The following is a 16,995-nucleotide window of genomic DNA, read 5'->3' on the forward strand; positions in this document are numbered from 1 at the left end:
ATGAATAAAAGTAACTCATAAGTTCTCCGTTTTTGTTTTATTACTTGCACAAACACCGCGCAACCAATTTACGCCGTGAGCCACTGCAAGTTGAACGTGCCCACACAATGTTAGGCACGCTATGGCTTAATTAAATCTCGCTATTACGTTGCGTTGTTTGCCAATTACTGCTCATGGCAACGTTTACAGATGCTTGCGGTAACGGTGTTTTACCTAAAATTAGATCAGCTGCTTTTTCTGCAACCATAATTGTAGGGGCATTTAAGTTACCGTTAGGTACCGTTGGGAAGATTGACGAGTCAACAACGCGCAGCCCTTCAATACCATGAACTTGGGTATTTGAATTAACTACCGCCATGTCATCTTCGCCCATTTTGCAAGAACAAGACGGGTGATAGGCACTTTCTACTGCTTGGCGTACAAAGGCATCTATTTCTTCGTCAGTTTGAATGTGCTTACCAGGTTGAATTTCTTCATCGCGGTAGTCATTAAATGCGCTTTGCTCAATAATGTCGCGAGTTAGGCGTACACATGCTCTAAAGCCTTCAATATCGTCTTTATGCTGCAAGTAGTTAAATAAAATCTTCGGCGGTTGCTCTGGATCAGCTGATTGAATGGTGACACTACCACGGCTTTTAGGTTTGTTATGGCCTACATGCACCTGAAAACCATGACCCGCAAACGCACTGCGCCCATCGTAGCGCATCGCCGCTGGTAAAAAGTGGTATTGAATATCTGGCCATTCAACATCTGGTTTTGAGCGAATAAACGCGCACGACTCAAAGTGATTCGTTGCGCCTAAGCCTTTACGGGTCAGTAGCCATTTAGCGCCAATTAAGCCTTTTGAAATAAGACCTAATTTACCGTTTAAGGTAATAGGTTGCTTACACTTGTACTGAAAGTAAAACTCAAGGTGATCTTGTAAGTTTTGACCTACGCCTGGTAAGTGATGCTTTACCTCAACACCGGCTTCTTCAAGTATGGCTTTATCACCAATCCCCGAAAGCTGTAAAATATGCGGTGAGCCAATTGGGCCAGCACTTAATACAACGTCTTTAGTCGCATGCGCCGTTTTAAGTGTGCCATTTACTGTGTATTCAATGCCTGTGGCTTTTTTGCCCTCTAAAATCACTTTTTGTGCTAAAGCACCTGTAATAACTGTTAGGTTACTGCGTGATTTTACTGGGTCTAAATACTCGCGCGAGGCCGAACTGCGCACACCGTCTTTAACAGTCATATGCATCGGGCCAAAGCCTTCTTGCTGAGCTGCGTTGTAGTCGTCTGTGTGTGCATATCCTGCTTCTACACCTGCTTTAATAAAGGTGGTGTAAAGCGGGTTTTGCATTTCGTTACCGTTATTAACGCCGAGCGGGCCGGTGCCACCTCGGTGCGCGTTTTCACCTAAATAAAAGCTTTCTGCTTTTTTAAAGTAAGGTAAGCACGACTGATAATCCCAGCCGTTAGCACCGTGTTGCTGCCACTCGTCAAAATCTTTCGCGTGGCCACGTACATATACCATGCCATTAATTGATGACGAACCGCCTAACACTTTACCGCGTGGGCAGTGCATTTCTCGGTTATCTAAATACGGCTCTGGCTGAGTGTGAAATTGCCATGCGTATTTATCTGTATTCATAGGAATAGAGAGCGCAGTTGGCATTTTTATAAATATACTTTTATCGCTACCACCGGTTTCTAGCAATAGCACTTTATTGTTTGTATCTTCAGATAAGCGATTTGCAAGTACACAACCTGCAGAGCCGGCGCCAACAATAATATAATCGAAAGTGTTACTCATAGTTACCACCTTAAAACGGGCTTTCTATGTCGGCCATGCCCACATAAATAGACTTCGTTTGCGTATAATGTTCAAGCGTTTCTATGCCATTTTCACGGCCAATACCTGATTGCTTGTAACCACCAACAGGCATTTCAGCAGGTGAATTACCATAAGCATTAATCCAACAAATACCGGCTTCTAATTGGTGAATAACACGGTGTGCACGTTTAATATCGCTTGTAAATACGCCTGCGGCTAATCCAAGGTGTGTACCATTTGCACGGGCGATAACATCGTCTTCGTCTTCAAAAACAAGCACGCTCATAACTGGGCCAAAAATTTCTTCTTTAACAATAGTCATGTTATCGTTGCAATCGGTAAATACCGTAGGTGCTACAAAGTAGCCATTAGGCGCTGATTCAGGAGAGAGTGTTGTACCGCCAGTAAGTAGCGTTGCACCTTCGGCCAATCCACTTTCTATGTAGCTCATTACCAATTCTTGATGCTTTTTAGAAATTAATGCCCCAAAGTTAGTATTTAAATCTTGAGGATCACCGGCAATAATATTTTGCTCTGTACGGGTTTTAAGCTCTTCAATAAATTGTTGATATACATTTTTATGAACATAAATACGGGTACAGTTAGTACAAATTTCGCCTTGCGTATAAAAGTTACCTAACATGGCAGCACTGACTGCTTGCTCAATATTGGCATCTTCAAACACTAATAAAGGTGATTTACCACCGAGTTCCATTGTGACGTCTTTTAATGTACCCGCAGCGCTTGCCACTACTTTTTTACCTGTGCCTACTTCACCAGTGAACGACACTTTGTCTATTTCACTGTGAGAGGTTAACCACTGACCTACATCACCGGCACCTTGCACAACGTTAAATACGCCGGCAGGTACGCCTGCTTCAACAAAAATTTCAGCGAGTTTAATAGCACCTAAAGGGGTTTCTTCAGAAGGTTTAAAAATAAATGCATTACCTGCAGCAAGGGCAGGGCCCGATTTCCAACATGCAATTTGCAGCGGGTAGTTCCATGCACCAATACCAGCACAAATGCCTAGTGGCTCTTTGCGGGTATAGTAAAAATCTTCGCCAACCATTTGCTGCTGGCCAACTTGCGCTGGTGCTAGGCCTGCAAAGTATTCAATTACATCTGCGCCTGTTTCTATATCAACGCAGTTAGCTTCTTGCATTGGTTTGCCTGTATCAAGTACTTCAACTAAGGCAAGCTCGTCATTTCGCTCACGCAATAAAGCAACCGCTTTTAATAAAATACGGCTTCGTTCTATTGGGCTCATTTTTGACCATTGAGCAAAGCCTTGTTTTGCGCTTTCGATAGCCGCGTTTTGAATAAATTCGTCGGCAATTTCTACCGAGTAAATAACTTCATCTGTAGCTGGATTTTTTACATCAAAAGTTTCACCACTTTGGTTTGCAAGGAAGTGGCCGTTGATAAAGTTTTGATAGACAGGTGTAGTCACGCTAGGCTCCATATTGCTTGATGAGTGAATGTACATAGCTTTTTGCTAATGTTTCACTGTGTTTAAATTGGTTTTCGTCAGATTGACTTAATACTGCTCTTAACCATAGGCCATCAATCATGGCGGCGCTAAGTTCTGCAGCTTGTTTTGCTTGCTTTACGGGCATTAGTTGCTTAAAAGAAAATGCTAAATTACTTTGCAAGCGGTTACTGTTTACATTTTGCAGCCTGTGCAGCTCTTGATCGTGCATTGACTGCGCCCAAAAACTTAACCACGTACGCGTGGTGTCATTGCGTTGTTGAACAAGTGCAAAGTTGGCCTCAACAATAAACATCAAACGATCAATTGCGCTGGTGGTTGGCTCAACTTTTTCAATTAATTCATTTTTTAAATTCGATAACAAATACCTAACGGTTGCCTCTATTAACCCCTGCTTGCCACCAAAGTAATGGCTAATAATGCCAGATGATAAACCTGCATTTTTACTGATGGTGTTAATGGTTGTTCCTTGCAAACCGCGCTCTGCTACTGACTCAATGGTCGCGTCAATTAGCTGCTGACGCCTGACAGGTTCCATTCCGACTTTAGGCATGATTTTTATTAATTGAACGTTCAATAAAGATAAGTTTAATGTAATAGCTCTAACAATTCAAGGTGTAAGTAAACAGCCAGATACCAAGATGTAGATGAATCATTAACAAATGCGGGGTAATTTTTAGTAGTGCCCCTCGCAGGTCTTTATAAATAAAATTGATTATATTCAATTGGTTACTATTTAATTGTTAAATGGTAAGAATAGTAAGGATTTGTTTACGGGGTATGAGTAATAAAAAAGATAAATATTCGTTAGAATGGTAATAGTTAGAGTACGAAGGGTATTTTAATTAAGCAAACCTCACCTTTTTACACGTTTAATTAGTGTACTAATTAAAAAGTAGCAGTGTGCACTGGCTATAATAGGGGACGCTGAAGTTATAAAAAGCGTGTATATTAGGCGCTATTAATAACGCCTTTAAATAAAAGCGGGTAGCGTCTAAGGCGATTACCTATGTAATCATCGGCTAAAATTTGTTGGCATATAAAGTTAACATCATTACTGGCCTCAAACACCCAGTCAAAGCGTTCAATAGCCAGCAAAAAACCGCGTTTAAGGTGGGTCTGTTCGCGGTATTCATTTAGGTTTCGACGGATTATCTGCAGTTTTTCTGGGTGCGCCTGCAGCTCAGTAATTACCTGGTTTATAAACGAGGTGGTTTGCTTGTTTGTGGTGCGTTTACGAATGCGTCTTGGCTGCATTATTCCTCATTAGCAATGTTGTATAGTTTTTTTAAAAAGTCGTCTTTATGTTTGTCATGCTCATAATCTAAGTGGTAGGCATTATGAAACCCAAAGCGCAATAATACGCCGCTACCTTCTAAATAAATAGTGTAGCCATCAATGTCAGAGTAAGCGGTAACACCTTGATAATGTTTACCAATATCGTTTTTTCTACCGCGCTGCTGAATACGTTCGTACACAGAGAGGATCTGCTTGTTATCGAGTTCGTTTTTCATCATTACCCCTTTATTATTTTATCTTGTTACGTTTTATATATGAGGGACGATCACCTTAAAAACAATGCTTAAAAAGTGATAAATATACTTGCTATTAACTGATTTTACCTTATGCTCAAGCCTCATTTTTTGTTGAGCTTACACCATGATAGACAAGGCTTTACTTCTTAAAACTCGCGAACTGTCGGAGCAATTAATTGCTTTACAAACGCCGATTAGAATACTCGATGCCATTAATTGGGATAAACAAATAAAAGAGGATTTTTTTAGGCAAAAGTGCCAAAAAAATCCGTTAGTCGATAGCGCTTATTATCAGCAGCGTGATTTAGGGTTTACCCCTAGCGAATTACGCCAAGCCTTTTCGACTTTGCATCGCAATATCATTAACCAGCTTGGGCAACTTAATCCTATTTCTCAATATATGGGTAAAATGTGTAGCGAGTATAAAACGGTGCTCAGTATGCTTGAGTATAGAGGTACGAGCGAGTTTCATGATTTGTCGGTAGAGCTTTTTGGGCACCCTAAAGATTTATTTCATGCGGGTGAGCCTTCACTCTTCGAACTTGCAAATATGCTAGAAAAACCGCTCCAAAATTTATTAGTAGCCGATATTTTACCTGATGACCCTATAAATATTGATGCAGGCGATGCGGTGCGAATACTATCAGAGCAAGTTAACAGTAGTATGTCAGGTATTAATGTAGAGGTTATGCTCAGCGACGGGATTGTTAGTGATGCGGCAGCAGGCGCAAATAATATTAAGCTAAACCAAGATGTTAAATTCTCACAACGTGAGCTTGATATTCTAGAAGTTCATGAAGGCTGGATACATGTAGGTACCACTCAAAATGGCTTAGCTCAACCTTACTTAACATGCTTGAGTAAAGGTACGCCAAGTTCAACGGTAACCCAAGAAGGGTTAGCTGTTTTAACAGAAATAATTACCCTCAAATCAACGCCTAGGCGTTTATCAAAGTTAGTAAATCGTATTCAAGCGGTTACCAAAGTGATTGATGGTGCAGAGTTTGTAGATATATTCCGTGATTACTTAGCGCAGGGGCTGTCTAAAGATGAAAGCTATACGTTAGCACAACGTGTATTTAGAGGTAGCACGGCAACAGGCTTACCTTTTACTAAGGATATTGCTTATATAAAAGGGTTTGTGCTGGTATATAACTTAATTCGTGTCGCTATTCAGCTTGGGCGCATTGATCAGCTGCCATTACTATTAGTAGGGAAAATATCTATTGATGACTTTAGACTTATATCGCAATTACATAGTTTAGGTGTTATTGAAAGCCCAAAATTTGTACCACCACATTTTAAAGATTTACGTGGTTTGGCGACGTGGTTGAGCTTTGGCAGATTTATAGGTGACTTATCGTTTGAGCAGTTAGAAAACGACTACAAGCCGTTATTTTTGTAAAAGGAGCGTTAGCTCCTTTTTATTGCTTCAAAGGTAGAGCTACATTTATATCGATTGCAGAAAATATAAAAAAAACGCAGTTGGAATGAGCAACTGCGTTGAAGTGTACAGGTACAAGCCAACGTACCTATAGCGAGGAACTTATTTTCTTAACCGGTTAAAACTTGGCTGTGTACTTGCTCGTTCAATACAACAACTTCAGCACGTTTAAAAAAGTTAAAGTCGGTTGCTGTAGCTAGCGTGTAAGCACCCATCATACGACTTATAATTAAATCGCCGTTGTTTAATTTTGGCAGCATAATTGAATCACTTATTACATCTATACTGTCGCAAGTTGGACCTGCAAGTACTGACTCAAAACGTTCGCCATCTTGTTTGGCACTACCGATAGGGTAGGCTGCCTCATCAAACATTAAGCCGCTAAAAGAGCCATAAATGCCATCATCTAAGTAGTACCATGTTTTACCTTCGCGCATTGCTTGTCCCATTACAGAGGCAACGCTCGTAACACTACTTGCTACAATAAAACGCCCAGGTTCAGCAAAAATTTGCATTGTTTCTGGTAGCTGTGCAAGTGCAGTATTAATAGGTGCACAAAACACATCAATTGGTAGCACATCCGCGCTGTACGGCACAGGAAAACCACCGCCAATATCTAGAGTACTTAGTGCTGGTAAACCTAACTCGCTCACTTGTTTAATCACTTTTGCACAGGCATTAATCGCCTCAACGTATTTAGTAGGATTAGGTGATTGCGAACCTACATGAAACGATAACCCTTTAATACGAATACCAAGCTGTTGTGCATAGCTAATAATGTCAATTGCTGCTTCTGGGCTGCAGCCAAACTTTTTAGATAAATCTGCAAATGCATCTTTATTACGAAAGCTAAGGCGCACTAAAATTTCAGCCTGATCTTTATAGGCAATAAACTTTTCAAGCTCGTTAATGTTATCCACCACAAACACTGTACAGCCGTAAGCAAGTGCGTCGCGAATGTCACTGTCGCGTTTTATTGGGTGTGTGTGAATAGTGCGCTCACTTGGCACGCCCTGGCTCGCGACTAAGTCCACTTCGCCACTGGTTGCTAAATCAAAGCTTGCGCCTTCTTCTAATAACGTGCGCACAACTGCAGCATGGGGTAAAGGCTTTAAAGCAAAATGTAATACAACGCCAGGCAGTGCGTGCTTAAGTGCACGGTATTGGTGGCGAATAGCTTCGCAATCAAGCACCATCAGTGGCGCGCCAAATTGTGCTGCAAGTTGTTCTATATGCATGTTGGTCGGTTGTACATAATCAATTGTTTGATTTGCAGCAACCGCTACTGCAGGTACTTTAGTTACGGTGTCTTGTAGTTGAGTTGATAAAGCCATTATAGTTTTCCGAGTCAGTTAAGCAACCGCTCGGGTTATGGTGTATCCACGAGTCGGTTGAGTGAGATCAATAGTGCATATGCACAGTCAAATTCACTCTTGGATAGTTGCTCTATCGCCTTGCTACAAACGGGGTTTGTAATGTACTCGGATTGGCTATCATCAAGAAGCGGCGAGATAATAATGTAGGTTTTTAATCAGTGCAATAAAAATATGAAATAATTTTAAAATAATTTATTTTATATAAGTATCATGAGGTTGCGTTAATTAGATGGGTTTATCTTGACGATTAACTTTACTCATCAGAGGTCAAATATACGTGTTCTTTAGCGTAAGCCAGTAACATTTCGCTAGATGTATCTGCACTATAGGCTTGCTGTAAGCTTTTTTGTAGGCGATCGTAAATTTCGGGGGTTTCCATTAAAATATTAATGGTTTTTATTACTTTTTCACCGAGTGTTGACTTACTACATGCAAAGTAGCCGTTAACAAACTCAGGGAACTCAGCTATTTCACGGCTGTCTATTTGTTTTAATTGCTCACTGGTGAGTGCACCGAGTACGTTAACCTCATAATCGACAATCATGTCTATTCTATTATGAATAAGAAGTTGAGGTAGTTGAGAGCTGGTGTCTTCAGAACTGATCGCGGCAATTTGATCTCTATACTTTGTTAAAACAGGCTCAAGTTTTTGATAACTTGTTCCTGAATCTACGGCAAGGGTAAAATCTTTTTCAAGTAATTGGGCAACAGAGACTCGTTCAGGAAAGTTTTGCAAGATGCGTTTAAAAGAATAAATTTTTCGTTGCTCGTAAATAGTGGTTGGTATATTTGAGAACAAAATATGCTTTTCACGCGCTGGCGTTTTTATTATATCGTAGCTGCATACTGCTTCATTACCCATAAGCCGCTTTATTAACCGTGCTTGATTGGTCCACTGCAATTTAGTGTCAATAGTATGATTGAGCAGGCTTTCGAATGTTTTATCTGAATTTAAAAAGCTATCAGTAGACGCATTCGCTCTGGAGAGTAATGTAAGTGGTTCATTTGCATGGATCAAAGGTGATATAAGCAGCACATGCAAGATAATTAAAAGTTTAGTAAATACAGACATGCAACTTAGTGTAAATGTTCTAAATATTATTGTCATAAAAAAAAGCCCAAACGGGCTTTTTTTAGGTTGAAATAATAGCGCCTGCTTTATTTTTAACGAGCGTTAGTGCTTTCAAATATTTTATCAGCAGAGGCAGCAACAAATCCCGTGTAAAGCTCGCCATCGGCTTTAGGGTATCTAATCGCAAACTCATAAAAACAGCTAGGGATGCGTAGTTCACCGTCGCTAAAGGTAACGGCGTAATCATCTGCAAGGGTAGATGATTGCTCTAATAACACCTCTGGTGAGCCTTTTACTTCGCCGCCAGATGTATTAAGAGCAAAACCTGCGTCTTTAAGCGCTTGGTTAACATCCTGAATATTGTCAAACTTAGCAAGCATGTTAATATTTACAGTAAAGTGATTGGCACGGTAGCCCCATGCCGACATCCATGCTGCGTACTCACTTTCAGCGAGTAATTGCTTGTAAGTGTCGCTACTTACCTGCCAATGGGTGCCTGAGTATAAAAAGTTATCGGCAGTTACTGCGTTTTCATCTATTTGATTTACCATATCGGTAACAATAGCTTGCAGCTCTGGTGAGCACTTTTCTACTAATAACTCTGAAATAAATACTTTAGGTTGCTTAGGGTCGCTGTGCTCGAAGTGCTTAGCGTATAGCTTTTTAGCTTCAAAGTGGTATTCGCCACACTCTGTATAACCCAGCGCTAAAAAGTGTGCGGCTAGTTTTTCAAGGCCTACTTTTTCAATATTAAAGGTACGCAGCGCAATATGGTCGTTAATAATGTCATCTTTTTGCGTTGAACCCAGAAGGTCATGAATTTTATCTGCCGATGGCGTAACTGCTAAATAGTTATCCCATAGGTTTTCAAATAATGTATTTACGTTGGTATGCATGTTAAATCCTTAAAAATGGGTATTATTCTATTACTAAGCCGGGTGCTAAAGTTTGCGGTAAATTTACTTTGTCTGATTCAACCGAAGCAACAGGGTAAGCGCAGTAATCTGCAGCATAATACGCACTTGCTCTGTGGTTACCACTTGCGCCTATGCCACCAAACGGCGCAGCACTAGAGGCACCTGTAATAGGGCGGTTCCAATTTACTATGCCAGCACGAATACGCTTTAAAAAGTGGCTGTAATCATCTTCGTTATCGCCAAGTAAGCCTGCTGATAAACCAAAGCTGGTGTTGTTAGCCTCTGCTATTGCGCTGTCAAAGTCGTTGTAGCGGTAAATTTTTATAAGCGGGCCAAAGTGTTCTTCATCGGCCATGTTGGTGATGTTAGTTACATCAATAATACCTGGGCTTACAAACCCTGTGCCTGCTTTTAACTGCTTAAGCTCAACGAGTATTTCGCCGCCGCTCTCAACTAATTCATTTTGCGCTGCAATCATACCCAGGGCGGCTTTTTCGCTTATCATCGCACCCATAAATGGCTGGTTAGTGGCAAAACTGTCATCAACAACAATATTTTTGGTTGCGCTAATAAGTTTTTCTAAAATGGCATCGCCATTGGTTGAATTCTCAATAAACACGCGGCGTGCACAAGTACAGCGCTGGCCAGAAGTAATAAAGCCAGATTGAATAATATCGTGTACTGCAGCGTTTACATCGGCAACATCTTTAACTATTAATGGGTTATTACCGCCCATTTCAAGCGCTAAAATCTTACCTGGGTGGCCGGCAAACTGCTTATGTAGTAAATGGCCAGTGTTTGAACTGCCGGTAAAAAATAAGCCGTCTATGTCTTTATGTGAAGCAAGTGCTTTACCGGTTTCTACTTCACCTTGTACTAGGTTAATAACACCCGCTGGTAAGCCCGCTTTTAACCAAAGTGCTAAAGTAAATTCAGCAACGTGAGGGGTTAGTTCAGATGGTTTAAATACCACGGTGTTACCCGCTAAAATGGCAGGTACAATATGGCCGTTTGGTAAATGCCCAGGGAAGTTGTAAGGGCCAAATATAGCCACAACGCCGTGTGGTTTATGGCGTATGAAGGCTTTAGCACCTGGCATTGGGTTTTCTGTGGTGCCGGTGCGTTCATTATAGGCTTTGATAGAAATGGCTACTTTACCTGTCATAGCGCCTACTTCTGTGCGTGTTTCCCAAAGTGGCTTGCCGGTTTCGCGCGCTATAATGGCTGCAAATTCTTCGCTGTGCTCTTTTAATTGTGCTACGAAGTTTTCAAGTATAGTAATACGCGACTCAATTGGCGTATCTGCCCATTGTACTTGTGCGGCTCTAGCTGCATTAATTGCAGAATCTACTTGCTCTGCATTTGCGCCATTGCCTTGCCATACAACTTCGCCGTTACTCGGATTAACAGAGCTAAAAGCGGGGCCTTGGCCTGAATGCCATTGGTTATTTATAAGGTGTGTGTTCATATTTGTTTTACAGGCGGAAAAAACGCGCTGCATCTCCTTGGGATAAATTAAGGGCATCAGCCACTTCTTGGCTTATTACTAATGTGTGCTTAGCGTGGTTATAATGGGCGTGCTGGGTAAAGGTTGCTCTAAACCCACTTACACCTTGATTACAAACGGCTAAAGTATCTGAGCTGTGCTGGCTAATATGTTCCAGCTCGCCAATGGTAATAGGGCATACTTGAGACTCACGAATACTGCGAATATTACCAAGCTTTGCTTCTACCGTAGGGCCCGCATCAAACAAATCAACGTAGCCACGATGCTCAAAACCTTCTTTTTCAAGTAATTTGAGCGCCGGTTTTGTTTTGTCATGCACGTGGCCAATAACTGCTTGGGCTTTTTTACTGAGTAAGTTTACATAAATAGGGTATTTAGGCATTAACTCACTAATAAACACTTTATCGCCGAGACCCACTAAATGGTCGGCTTGAGGAAACTCAATGCTAAAAAAGTGCTCCTGCAACCATTGCCAAAACGGTGAATGGCCTTCTTCGTCACTTACACCACGCATTTCAGCTATCACTGTGTCGGTAAAGCGTTCGCTGTGCTGCGCCATAAATAAAAAACGTGAGCGTGATAAAAAGCGCCCGGTTAAGCCTTTACGGCTGTTTTCGCGCAAAAACAAAGTGCATATTTCAGAGCATCCGGTGTAATCGTTACACATACTTAAAATATCAACGGTATTATAAACATTCAGTGTAGGCGAGTGGTGTACTGTTTTACCTAAATGGTAATGGTACAAAGGCACAGATAAACCAACAGCGGCTTCTATGGCGGTAGTACCAATTACTTCACCTGTTTCGCTATCTTCTAAAACAAATAGGTAGCTTTCATCGAGTGGCTGATTGATATTTTTAGCAAAGCTTTTTTCGGCGCGATCTATTTTTTCTTTTAATTGCTCATCATCTACAGGCAGTGAGGTAAAGCCATGGCCTGACTCGATTGCAATTTGCTTAAGTGCAGCAAAATCTGCAGTGGTAATAGGACGTAATACTTGCATTTATTACTTGCTCCAACAGCGCGCCCTAGAGCGCGCTTAATTAAATTAGCCGTTTACTACGTCGCTTGCTGCTTTTTCAAAGCGTGCTAGGCCTTCTTTAATGTCTTCAAATGGAATTACTAAAGAAGGAGTAAAACGAATCACGTTCATGCCCGCCACTAAGTTCATTAAGCCATTGTTAGCACTTGCAACTAAAAAGTCGCGTGCGCGGCCTTCAAATTTTTCGTTTAATACAGCGCCAATAAGTAAACCTTTACCACGTACTTCACTAAATACGTTGTACTTTTCGTTAATAGCGTTTAAGCCATCGCGGAATAACTGCTCGCGCTCTTTTACGCCATTTAATACATCAGGCGTATTTACTGTATCAAAGGCTGCTTCTGCTACGGCACATGCCAGTGGGTTACCACCGTAAGTAGAGCCGTGCGTACCTACTTTTAAATGCTCAGCAATAGCTGTGCGGGTGATCATCGCACCAATAGGAAAACCACCACCAAGTGCTTTAGCGGTCGTTAAAATATCAGGCACTACGCCTAAGCCTTCGTATGCGTATAAATCGCCAGTACGGCCAACACCGGTTTGTACTTCATCAAAAATAAGCAGTGCATTATGCTTAGTACATAACTCGCGTACTTTTTTAGCAAATTCATCTGTTGGTGAAATAATACCGCCTTCACCTTGCAGTGGCTCCATCATTACTGCACACGTTTTATCACTAATAAGTGCTTCAAATGCTGCAATGTCGTTGTAATCACAATGCATAATGTCGCCAGGCTTAGGACCAAACCCATCAGAGTAAGCTGCTTGGCCGCCCACGGTTACTGTAAAAAATGTGCGGCCGTGAAAACCTTTATTAAAGGCAATAATTTGCGATTTTTCTTCGCCGTGTACATCTAAAGCAAAACGACGCGCTAGCTTGAGTGCTGCTTCGTTAGCTTCTGCGCCTGAGTTTGCAAAGTAAACTTTATCAGCAAATGTGGCTTCAACCATTTTTTGTGCTAAACGCAGGGCAGGTTCGTTAGTCATTACATTTGATAAGTGCCAAATTTTCTCGCCTTGCTCTTTTAAAGCAGATACAAGTGCAGGGTGGCAGTGGCCTAAACAATTAACGGCAATACCACCAGCAAAATCAATAAACTCGTTGTTATTTTGATCCCATACACGTGAGCCTTCACCTCGCACTGGAATAACAGCCGACGGGTTGTAGTTTGGCACCATTACATCGTTAAATAAGTCTCTTGTTACTTGCATTATGTACACCTAAAAATTGTGAATATTGAATAAAGATTAGCAAAATAAAAACGTTAGCGTTTTCTCAGCTAGATAATTTTTGTTATTGCTGGTTATTATCGAAGGTTATAGGTTAAATTTGCAGTGCTATTTTGTGAAAAATGATTACAATAAAAGTCAAAATAACGAAATTAATAAGCAATATGATAACTCCACAAGATGAAAAGCTACTTTCAATTTTAAAAACAAATGCACGTGCAAGTATTTCTGACCTAGCGCGCATGCTTAATTTATCGCGCTCTACCGTGCAAAGCCGTATGTTAAAGCTTGAAGAAACCGGTGTTATAAAAGGGTATAGCGTAGATTACGGTGAAGACTATTTAAGCAGTATGGTGTCGGCTCATGTGTCTATAAAAGTGATGCAAAAACTCACCACCAAAACCAATTTAGAGCTAAAACAAATTGATGCTATTTCCCAGCTTTATGCAATAAGCGGTGAGTTTGATTTAATTGCTGTAGTGCAAGCGCAAAATTTAGAAAAACTAAGCCATTTACTTGATGATATAGGTAATTTAGATGGCGTAGAGCGCACAACGTCGTCGGTTATTTTAGAAACAAAATTTAAGCGTTAGCTTAAATAATTAAAATACAATATGGTTACTTATTGATTTAGTTTAATATTTAATTATTTTGAAGTTAGGCAATTTATTTAACGCTGACTATACTTATTTTAATTAATAATTATTTAGCAATGGATTATGCCCACAACGCTATTTTTTGTGCTGTTAACTTTAACTGAGCCTTTAAAATTTGGTACCAATGTATCGCTTACAACGCCAGATAATGCGGTTAACCAAGTGCAATGTATATTACACAATATGAACATGCCATTTGAGTTGAAATCGCTGTCTTGGCTTAGGGCTCGTCGCGAAGTAAAGTTAGATAGATTAGATGGGTATTTTACAACGCATTTAACCTATGAGATGAGCCAGCATGGTAAGTTGTCGTCACCTATTTATCTAGAAAATTGGTACTGGTTTACTCACCCCAATAGTATTAATGTAGATCCCAAAAAATTGCGTTATGGTGTAGTCCGTGGCAGTTATCAAGCTAATTGGTTTAAAACACAAAATATTACCTCGCTTGTTGAGGTAAACTCGCTGGAAGAAATAGTGAACGTGCTTCACCATCATAGGGTAGATAAAGTATTACTCGATTTAGATGATTTTAATAATACTGCTGACAACTTAGGTATTGACGCTTCGCCATACCAACGCTCGTTTTATCGCTATGTGCCTTTAGGTGTTTTTGCTGCCAATAAGCTTATTAATTCGCATCCATCTTTTTTAGACAAATTTGACGAAACGATCCCACAATGTGCTCCTGCACCGTTTTACTTATCCCAAGGTGAACAAGTACAAATACTTGATAAGTTGTTAACGCCACTGGAGGGGTTAATTTCACAGCCAATAATCACAGATACAGTAACACAGAGTAACCATATTCAGCTGAGCAAAAAAGAGCTTAAACTAGCAGATGAGCTTTGGGTTAAAGAAGTAAAAGCACATCAACATGGTTTAGCTAAAAAGATGTTACTTATTGATGCCTCATTATATTTAAAACAATGGCAAACTCAGTTCAACGGCATAGTTACAGAAACTATACTGATAGATAAGCAAGGCAAAAATGCGGCTATAAGTAAAATAACCAGTGATTATTGGCAAGGTGATGAGAGTAAATTTAGTCTTGTATACAAACAATCTATAGCACATCGCTTTAGCAGCGTTGAATATGATGCGTCAACACATCATTTTCAGGTACATCTAAGTTTACCTATAAAAGATCCCCAAGGCGAACATATTGGCGTTATTACTTTAGGGGTTGATGTAGAAAAAGCGCTGCATTCATTTAACAATATCGTATTAAATTAAAGCGAGCTCAATACCTTATTAAAACCCCGTATGTATAGCTTTTATATATTGCTATTTACTTACAGCAGTTGTTGGTTTTAGAGCGTGTTTGATAATGGTTTTTTTTGCTTCATTTAATTTAATAATGTACGCATTTCCTCCTACCAGCCCTTTAAATTCTTCATCGGTAAAAATAAGTGTATTATCGTCATAAAAGGTGATTGCTTCTTTTTGCGTAACAATACCTAAATCGATTCGAGAAACATCACCAGAAAAAAACTTATCCCCTTTAAAATTTTCGAACAGCCAAATACTGGTAGAATCCAGAAGCACAAGTTTAGTTCTGTCTGGGCTAAGCGCAGCGGATGTGATCCAACATAGTTTTTCAAGGGTTGTGCATGTTTTAAATGAATCAATTAGCTGTGCATCAAAATTAGCTGCATGATCGCCCACTTTATAAACATTGGTTATGCCATCGAAAGGTTCGGTTCTATTTTTGGTAAATAAATATAAATGGCGTTTGTACTCAACAAAAGCCTCTAAATCAAAGTTGCGTTTGTTAGGCTTTATGGGGGTGCCGTCCATTTCAGGATAAGTAAATTTAATAATTTCGGCTTCGGTGGTCTCTGTTTTTATATCAATAGGGTTTTCTATTTTATAAATAGTTAACCACTTTCTATCGTTTTTATTATTGCCAAAATCACCTAAGAAAAAATGACCAAATTTATTTTGTGTCATATCTTCCCAGTCTATATTTTTAGCATTAGTAACTAGGATTTCTTTTTCAATCGCGCCATCTTGACCTAAGCGATATAGCTTTGGATCGTCACCGCCATCATTAATCGCCCACAAACGTTTGTTTTTATCAAACTCAATACCTGAAATTTCTTTTAACTTCGGATCTACTGATAATTGCTTTTTACTATAAAGGGTATATATAGAAAGGCTTACAAAGGAGGCAAGTGCAATAAATAAAATCACCGTAGTGAATAAAATGCTTTTTTTCAACATGAAATTTTTGGTATTTCAGAGACGTAAGATGCTGTGTATTATTACTTAAGCACACTGATAACGAAAGAATTTTATAGGTTGGTGTGAACTTATATACGATTTTTTGCTCAATATATTAATAATGAAAAATGATTAAGTTGGTTTAATACTTGCTGTTCATTAGTTTGTCATTAATAAGCGATAATTTTTATCGAAATCGCACCTTATATGTGCAGCTTAAAACTTTTTTGCACTGTAATAATGCGTAAATAAAAATTTGTTTAAATTACCCGCGTTTAATGATGTTTAAATGCACCCCACATCGCCCTTTGAAGTGTTGTATCGGCCCTGTGGCAAAGATTAAGTACCCATTTTGGTTTAGTTGGAGCCTACTATGTTGAATAAACGTTTTTTTAAAACAAAAAATGAAGCTGAAGTTACCTTTGAGTTTACTCACCCTGATGCAGAGCAAGTAAGTTTAGTTGGCGAATTTACCGATTGGCAACCGGTACCCATGAAGCTTAATAAAAAAGAAGGGGTATTTAAATGCAAGCAGAGATTGCCTGTTGATCAGCAGTATCATTTTCGTTATTTGATTAATGGTGATATTTGGGATAACGACCACCAAGCGGATGATTACCTACCTAATACATTTGGCACAGAAAATAGCATAGTGAATACTCAACGCATAAATTAAGGC

General features: G+C 39.9%; 16 protein-coding genes. 4 read left to right on the forward strand and 12 right to left on the reverse strand.

Going from position 1 to position 16,995, the window contains the following annotated elements:
• Positions 1-130: 130 nt before the first annotated feature.
• The 5 genes from betA to QUE46_RS18720 all read right to left on the reverse strand — a co-directional run bounded on the left by betA (position 131) and on the right by QUE46_RS18720 (position 4,825).
• Complete coding sequence (gene betA, locus QUE46_RS18700) at positions 131-1,798, reverse strand: choline dehydrogenase (protein WP_286247956.1); 1,668 nt, start codon at positions 1,796-1,798, stop codon at positions 131-133.
• A 10-nt stretch (positions 1,799-1,808) separates the two neighbouring features.
• Entirely contained in the window at positions 1,809-3,272 is a 1,464-nt protein-coding gene (betB, locus tag QUE46_RS18705) for a betaine-aldehyde dehydrogenase (RefSeq protein ID WP_286247958.1), read from the reverse strand.
• 1 nt (position 3,273) lies between these two features.
• Complete coding sequence (gene betI, locus QUE46_RS18710) at positions 3,274-3,849, reverse strand: transcriptional regulator BetI (RefSeq protein ID WP_286249263.1); 576 nt, start codon at positions 3,847-3,849, stop codon at positions 3,274-3,276.
• A 413-nt stretch (positions 3,850-4,262) separates the two neighbouring features.
• Positions 4,263-4,568 carry a hypothetical protein gene (locus QUE46_RS18715; RefSeq protein ID WP_286247959.1) on the reverse strand — a complete coding sequence of 102 codons (306 nt, stop codon included), beginning with the start codon at positions 4,566-4,568 and terminating at the stop codon, positions 4,263-4,265.
• On the reverse strand, positions 4,568-4,825 hold the full coding sequence (locus QUE46_RS18720) for a DUF3081 domain-containing protein (RefSeq protein ID WP_286249264.1): 258 nt from the start codon (positions 4,823-4,825) through the stop codon (positions 4,568-4,570). Before QUE46_RS18720 ends, QUE46_RS18715 begins: the two co-directional genes overlap by 1 nt.
• A 145-nt stretch (positions 4,826-4,970) precedes the next feature.
• Here QUE46_RS18720 and QUE46_RS18725 point away from each other — a divergent pair, with 145 nt between their 5' ends.
• Positions 4,971-6,251 carry a flavohemoglobin expression-modulating QEGLA motif protein gene (locus tag QUE46_RS18725; RefSeq protein ID WP_286247961.1) on the forward strand — a complete coding sequence of 427 codons (1,281 nt, stop codon included), beginning with the start codon at positions 4,971-4,973 and terminating at the stop codon, positions 6,249-6,251.
• 149 nt (positions 6,252-6,400) lie between these two features.
• Here the strand turns inward: QUE46_RS18725 and QUE46_RS18730 are convergent, their stop codons facing one another.
• The 6 genes from QUE46_RS18730 to QUE46_RS18755 form a co-directional block, all read right to left on the reverse strand.
• The gene (locus QUE46_RS18730; protein ID WP_286247963.1) at positions 6,401-7,624 is read right to left on the reverse strand and encodes a type III PLP-dependent enzyme; all 1,224 of its coding nucleotides are present in this window, start codon (positions 7,622-7,624) and stop codon (positions 6,401-6,403) included.
• 295 nt (positions 7,625-7,919) lie between these two features.
• The gene (locus QUE46_RS18735; RefSeq protein WP_286247965.1) at positions 7,920-8,774 is read right to left on the reverse strand and encodes a transporter substrate-binding domain-containing protein; all 855 of its coding nucleotides are present in this window, start codon (positions 8,772-8,774) and stop codon (positions 7,920-7,922) included.
• 56 nt (positions 8,775-8,830) lie between these two features.
• Complete coding sequence (locus tag QUE46_RS18740) at positions 8,831-9,634, reverse strand: DUF1338 domain-containing protein (protein ID WP_286247967.1); 804 nt, start codon at positions 9,632-9,634, stop codon at positions 8,831-8,833.
• A 22-nt stretch (positions 9,635-9,656) separates the two neighbouring features.
• Entirely contained in the window at positions 9,657-11,123 is a 1,467-nt protein-coding gene (gene astD, locus QUE46_RS18745; protein ID WP_286247969.1) for a succinylglutamate-semialdehyde dehydrogenase, read from the reverse strand.
• Positions 11,124-11,130: 7 nt separating this feature from the next.
• A complete protein-coding gene (astA, locus tag QUE46_RS18750; protein ID WP_286247971.1) occupies positions 11,131-12,165 on the reverse strand; it encodes an arginine N-succinyltransferase in 1,035 nt (344 codons plus the stop codon).
• Positions 12,166-12,210: 45 nt separating this feature from the next.
• Positions 12,211-13,416 carry an aspartate aminotransferase family protein gene (locus tag QUE46_RS18755; RefSeq protein ID WP_286247973.1) on the reverse strand — a complete coding sequence of 402 codons (1,206 nt, stop codon included), beginning with the start codon at positions 13,414-13,416 and terminating at the stop codon, positions 12,211-12,213.
• 182 nt (positions 13,417-13,598) lie between these two features.
• Here QUE46_RS18755 and QUE46_RS18760 point away from each other — a divergent pair, with 182 nt between their 5' ends.
• Together QUE46_RS18760 and QUE46_RS18765 are read left to right on the forward strand one after the other, a co-directional pair.
• Positions 13,599-14,027, forward strand: a complete 429-nt coding sequence (locus QUE46_RS18760) for an Lrp/AsnC family transcriptional regulator (RefSeq protein WP_058550238.1) — start codon at positions 13,599-13,601, stop codon at positions 14,025-14,027.
• A 126-nt stretch (positions 14,028-14,153) separates the two neighbouring features.
• Positions 14,154-15,326, forward strand: coding sequence for a cellulose-binding family II protein (locus QUE46_RS18765; RefSeq protein ID WP_286247981.1), 1,173 nt, complete (start codon positions 14,154-14,156; stop codon positions 15,324-15,326).
• Between the two features lie 51 nt (positions 15,327-15,377).
• Here QUE46_RS18765 and QUE46_RS18770 read toward each other — a convergent pair whose 3' ends face one another.
• Positions 15,378-16,316: a hypothetical protein gene (locus QUE46_RS18770; RefSeq protein WP_286247983.1), complete on the reverse strand. Its 939-nt coding sequence runs from the start codon at positions 16,314-16,316 to the stop codon at positions 15,378-15,380.
• Positions 16,317-16,689: 373 nt separating this feature from the next.
• Here QUE46_RS18770 and QUE46_RS18775 point away from each other — a divergent pair, with 373 nt between their 5' ends.
• The gene (locus QUE46_RS18775) at positions 16,690-16,992 is read left to right on the forward strand and encodes an isoamylase early set domain-containing protein (RefSeq protein WP_286247984.1); all 303 of its coding nucleotides are present in this window, start codon (positions 16,690-16,692) and stop codon (positions 16,990-16,992) included.
• Positions 16,993-16,995: the final 3 nt, after the last annotated feature.

Source organism: Pseudoalteromonas sp. MM1 (genome assembly GCF_030296835.1).
Classification (GTDB): Bacteria; Pseudomonadota; Gammaproteobacteria; order Enterobacterales; family Alteromonadaceae; genus Pseudoalteromonas.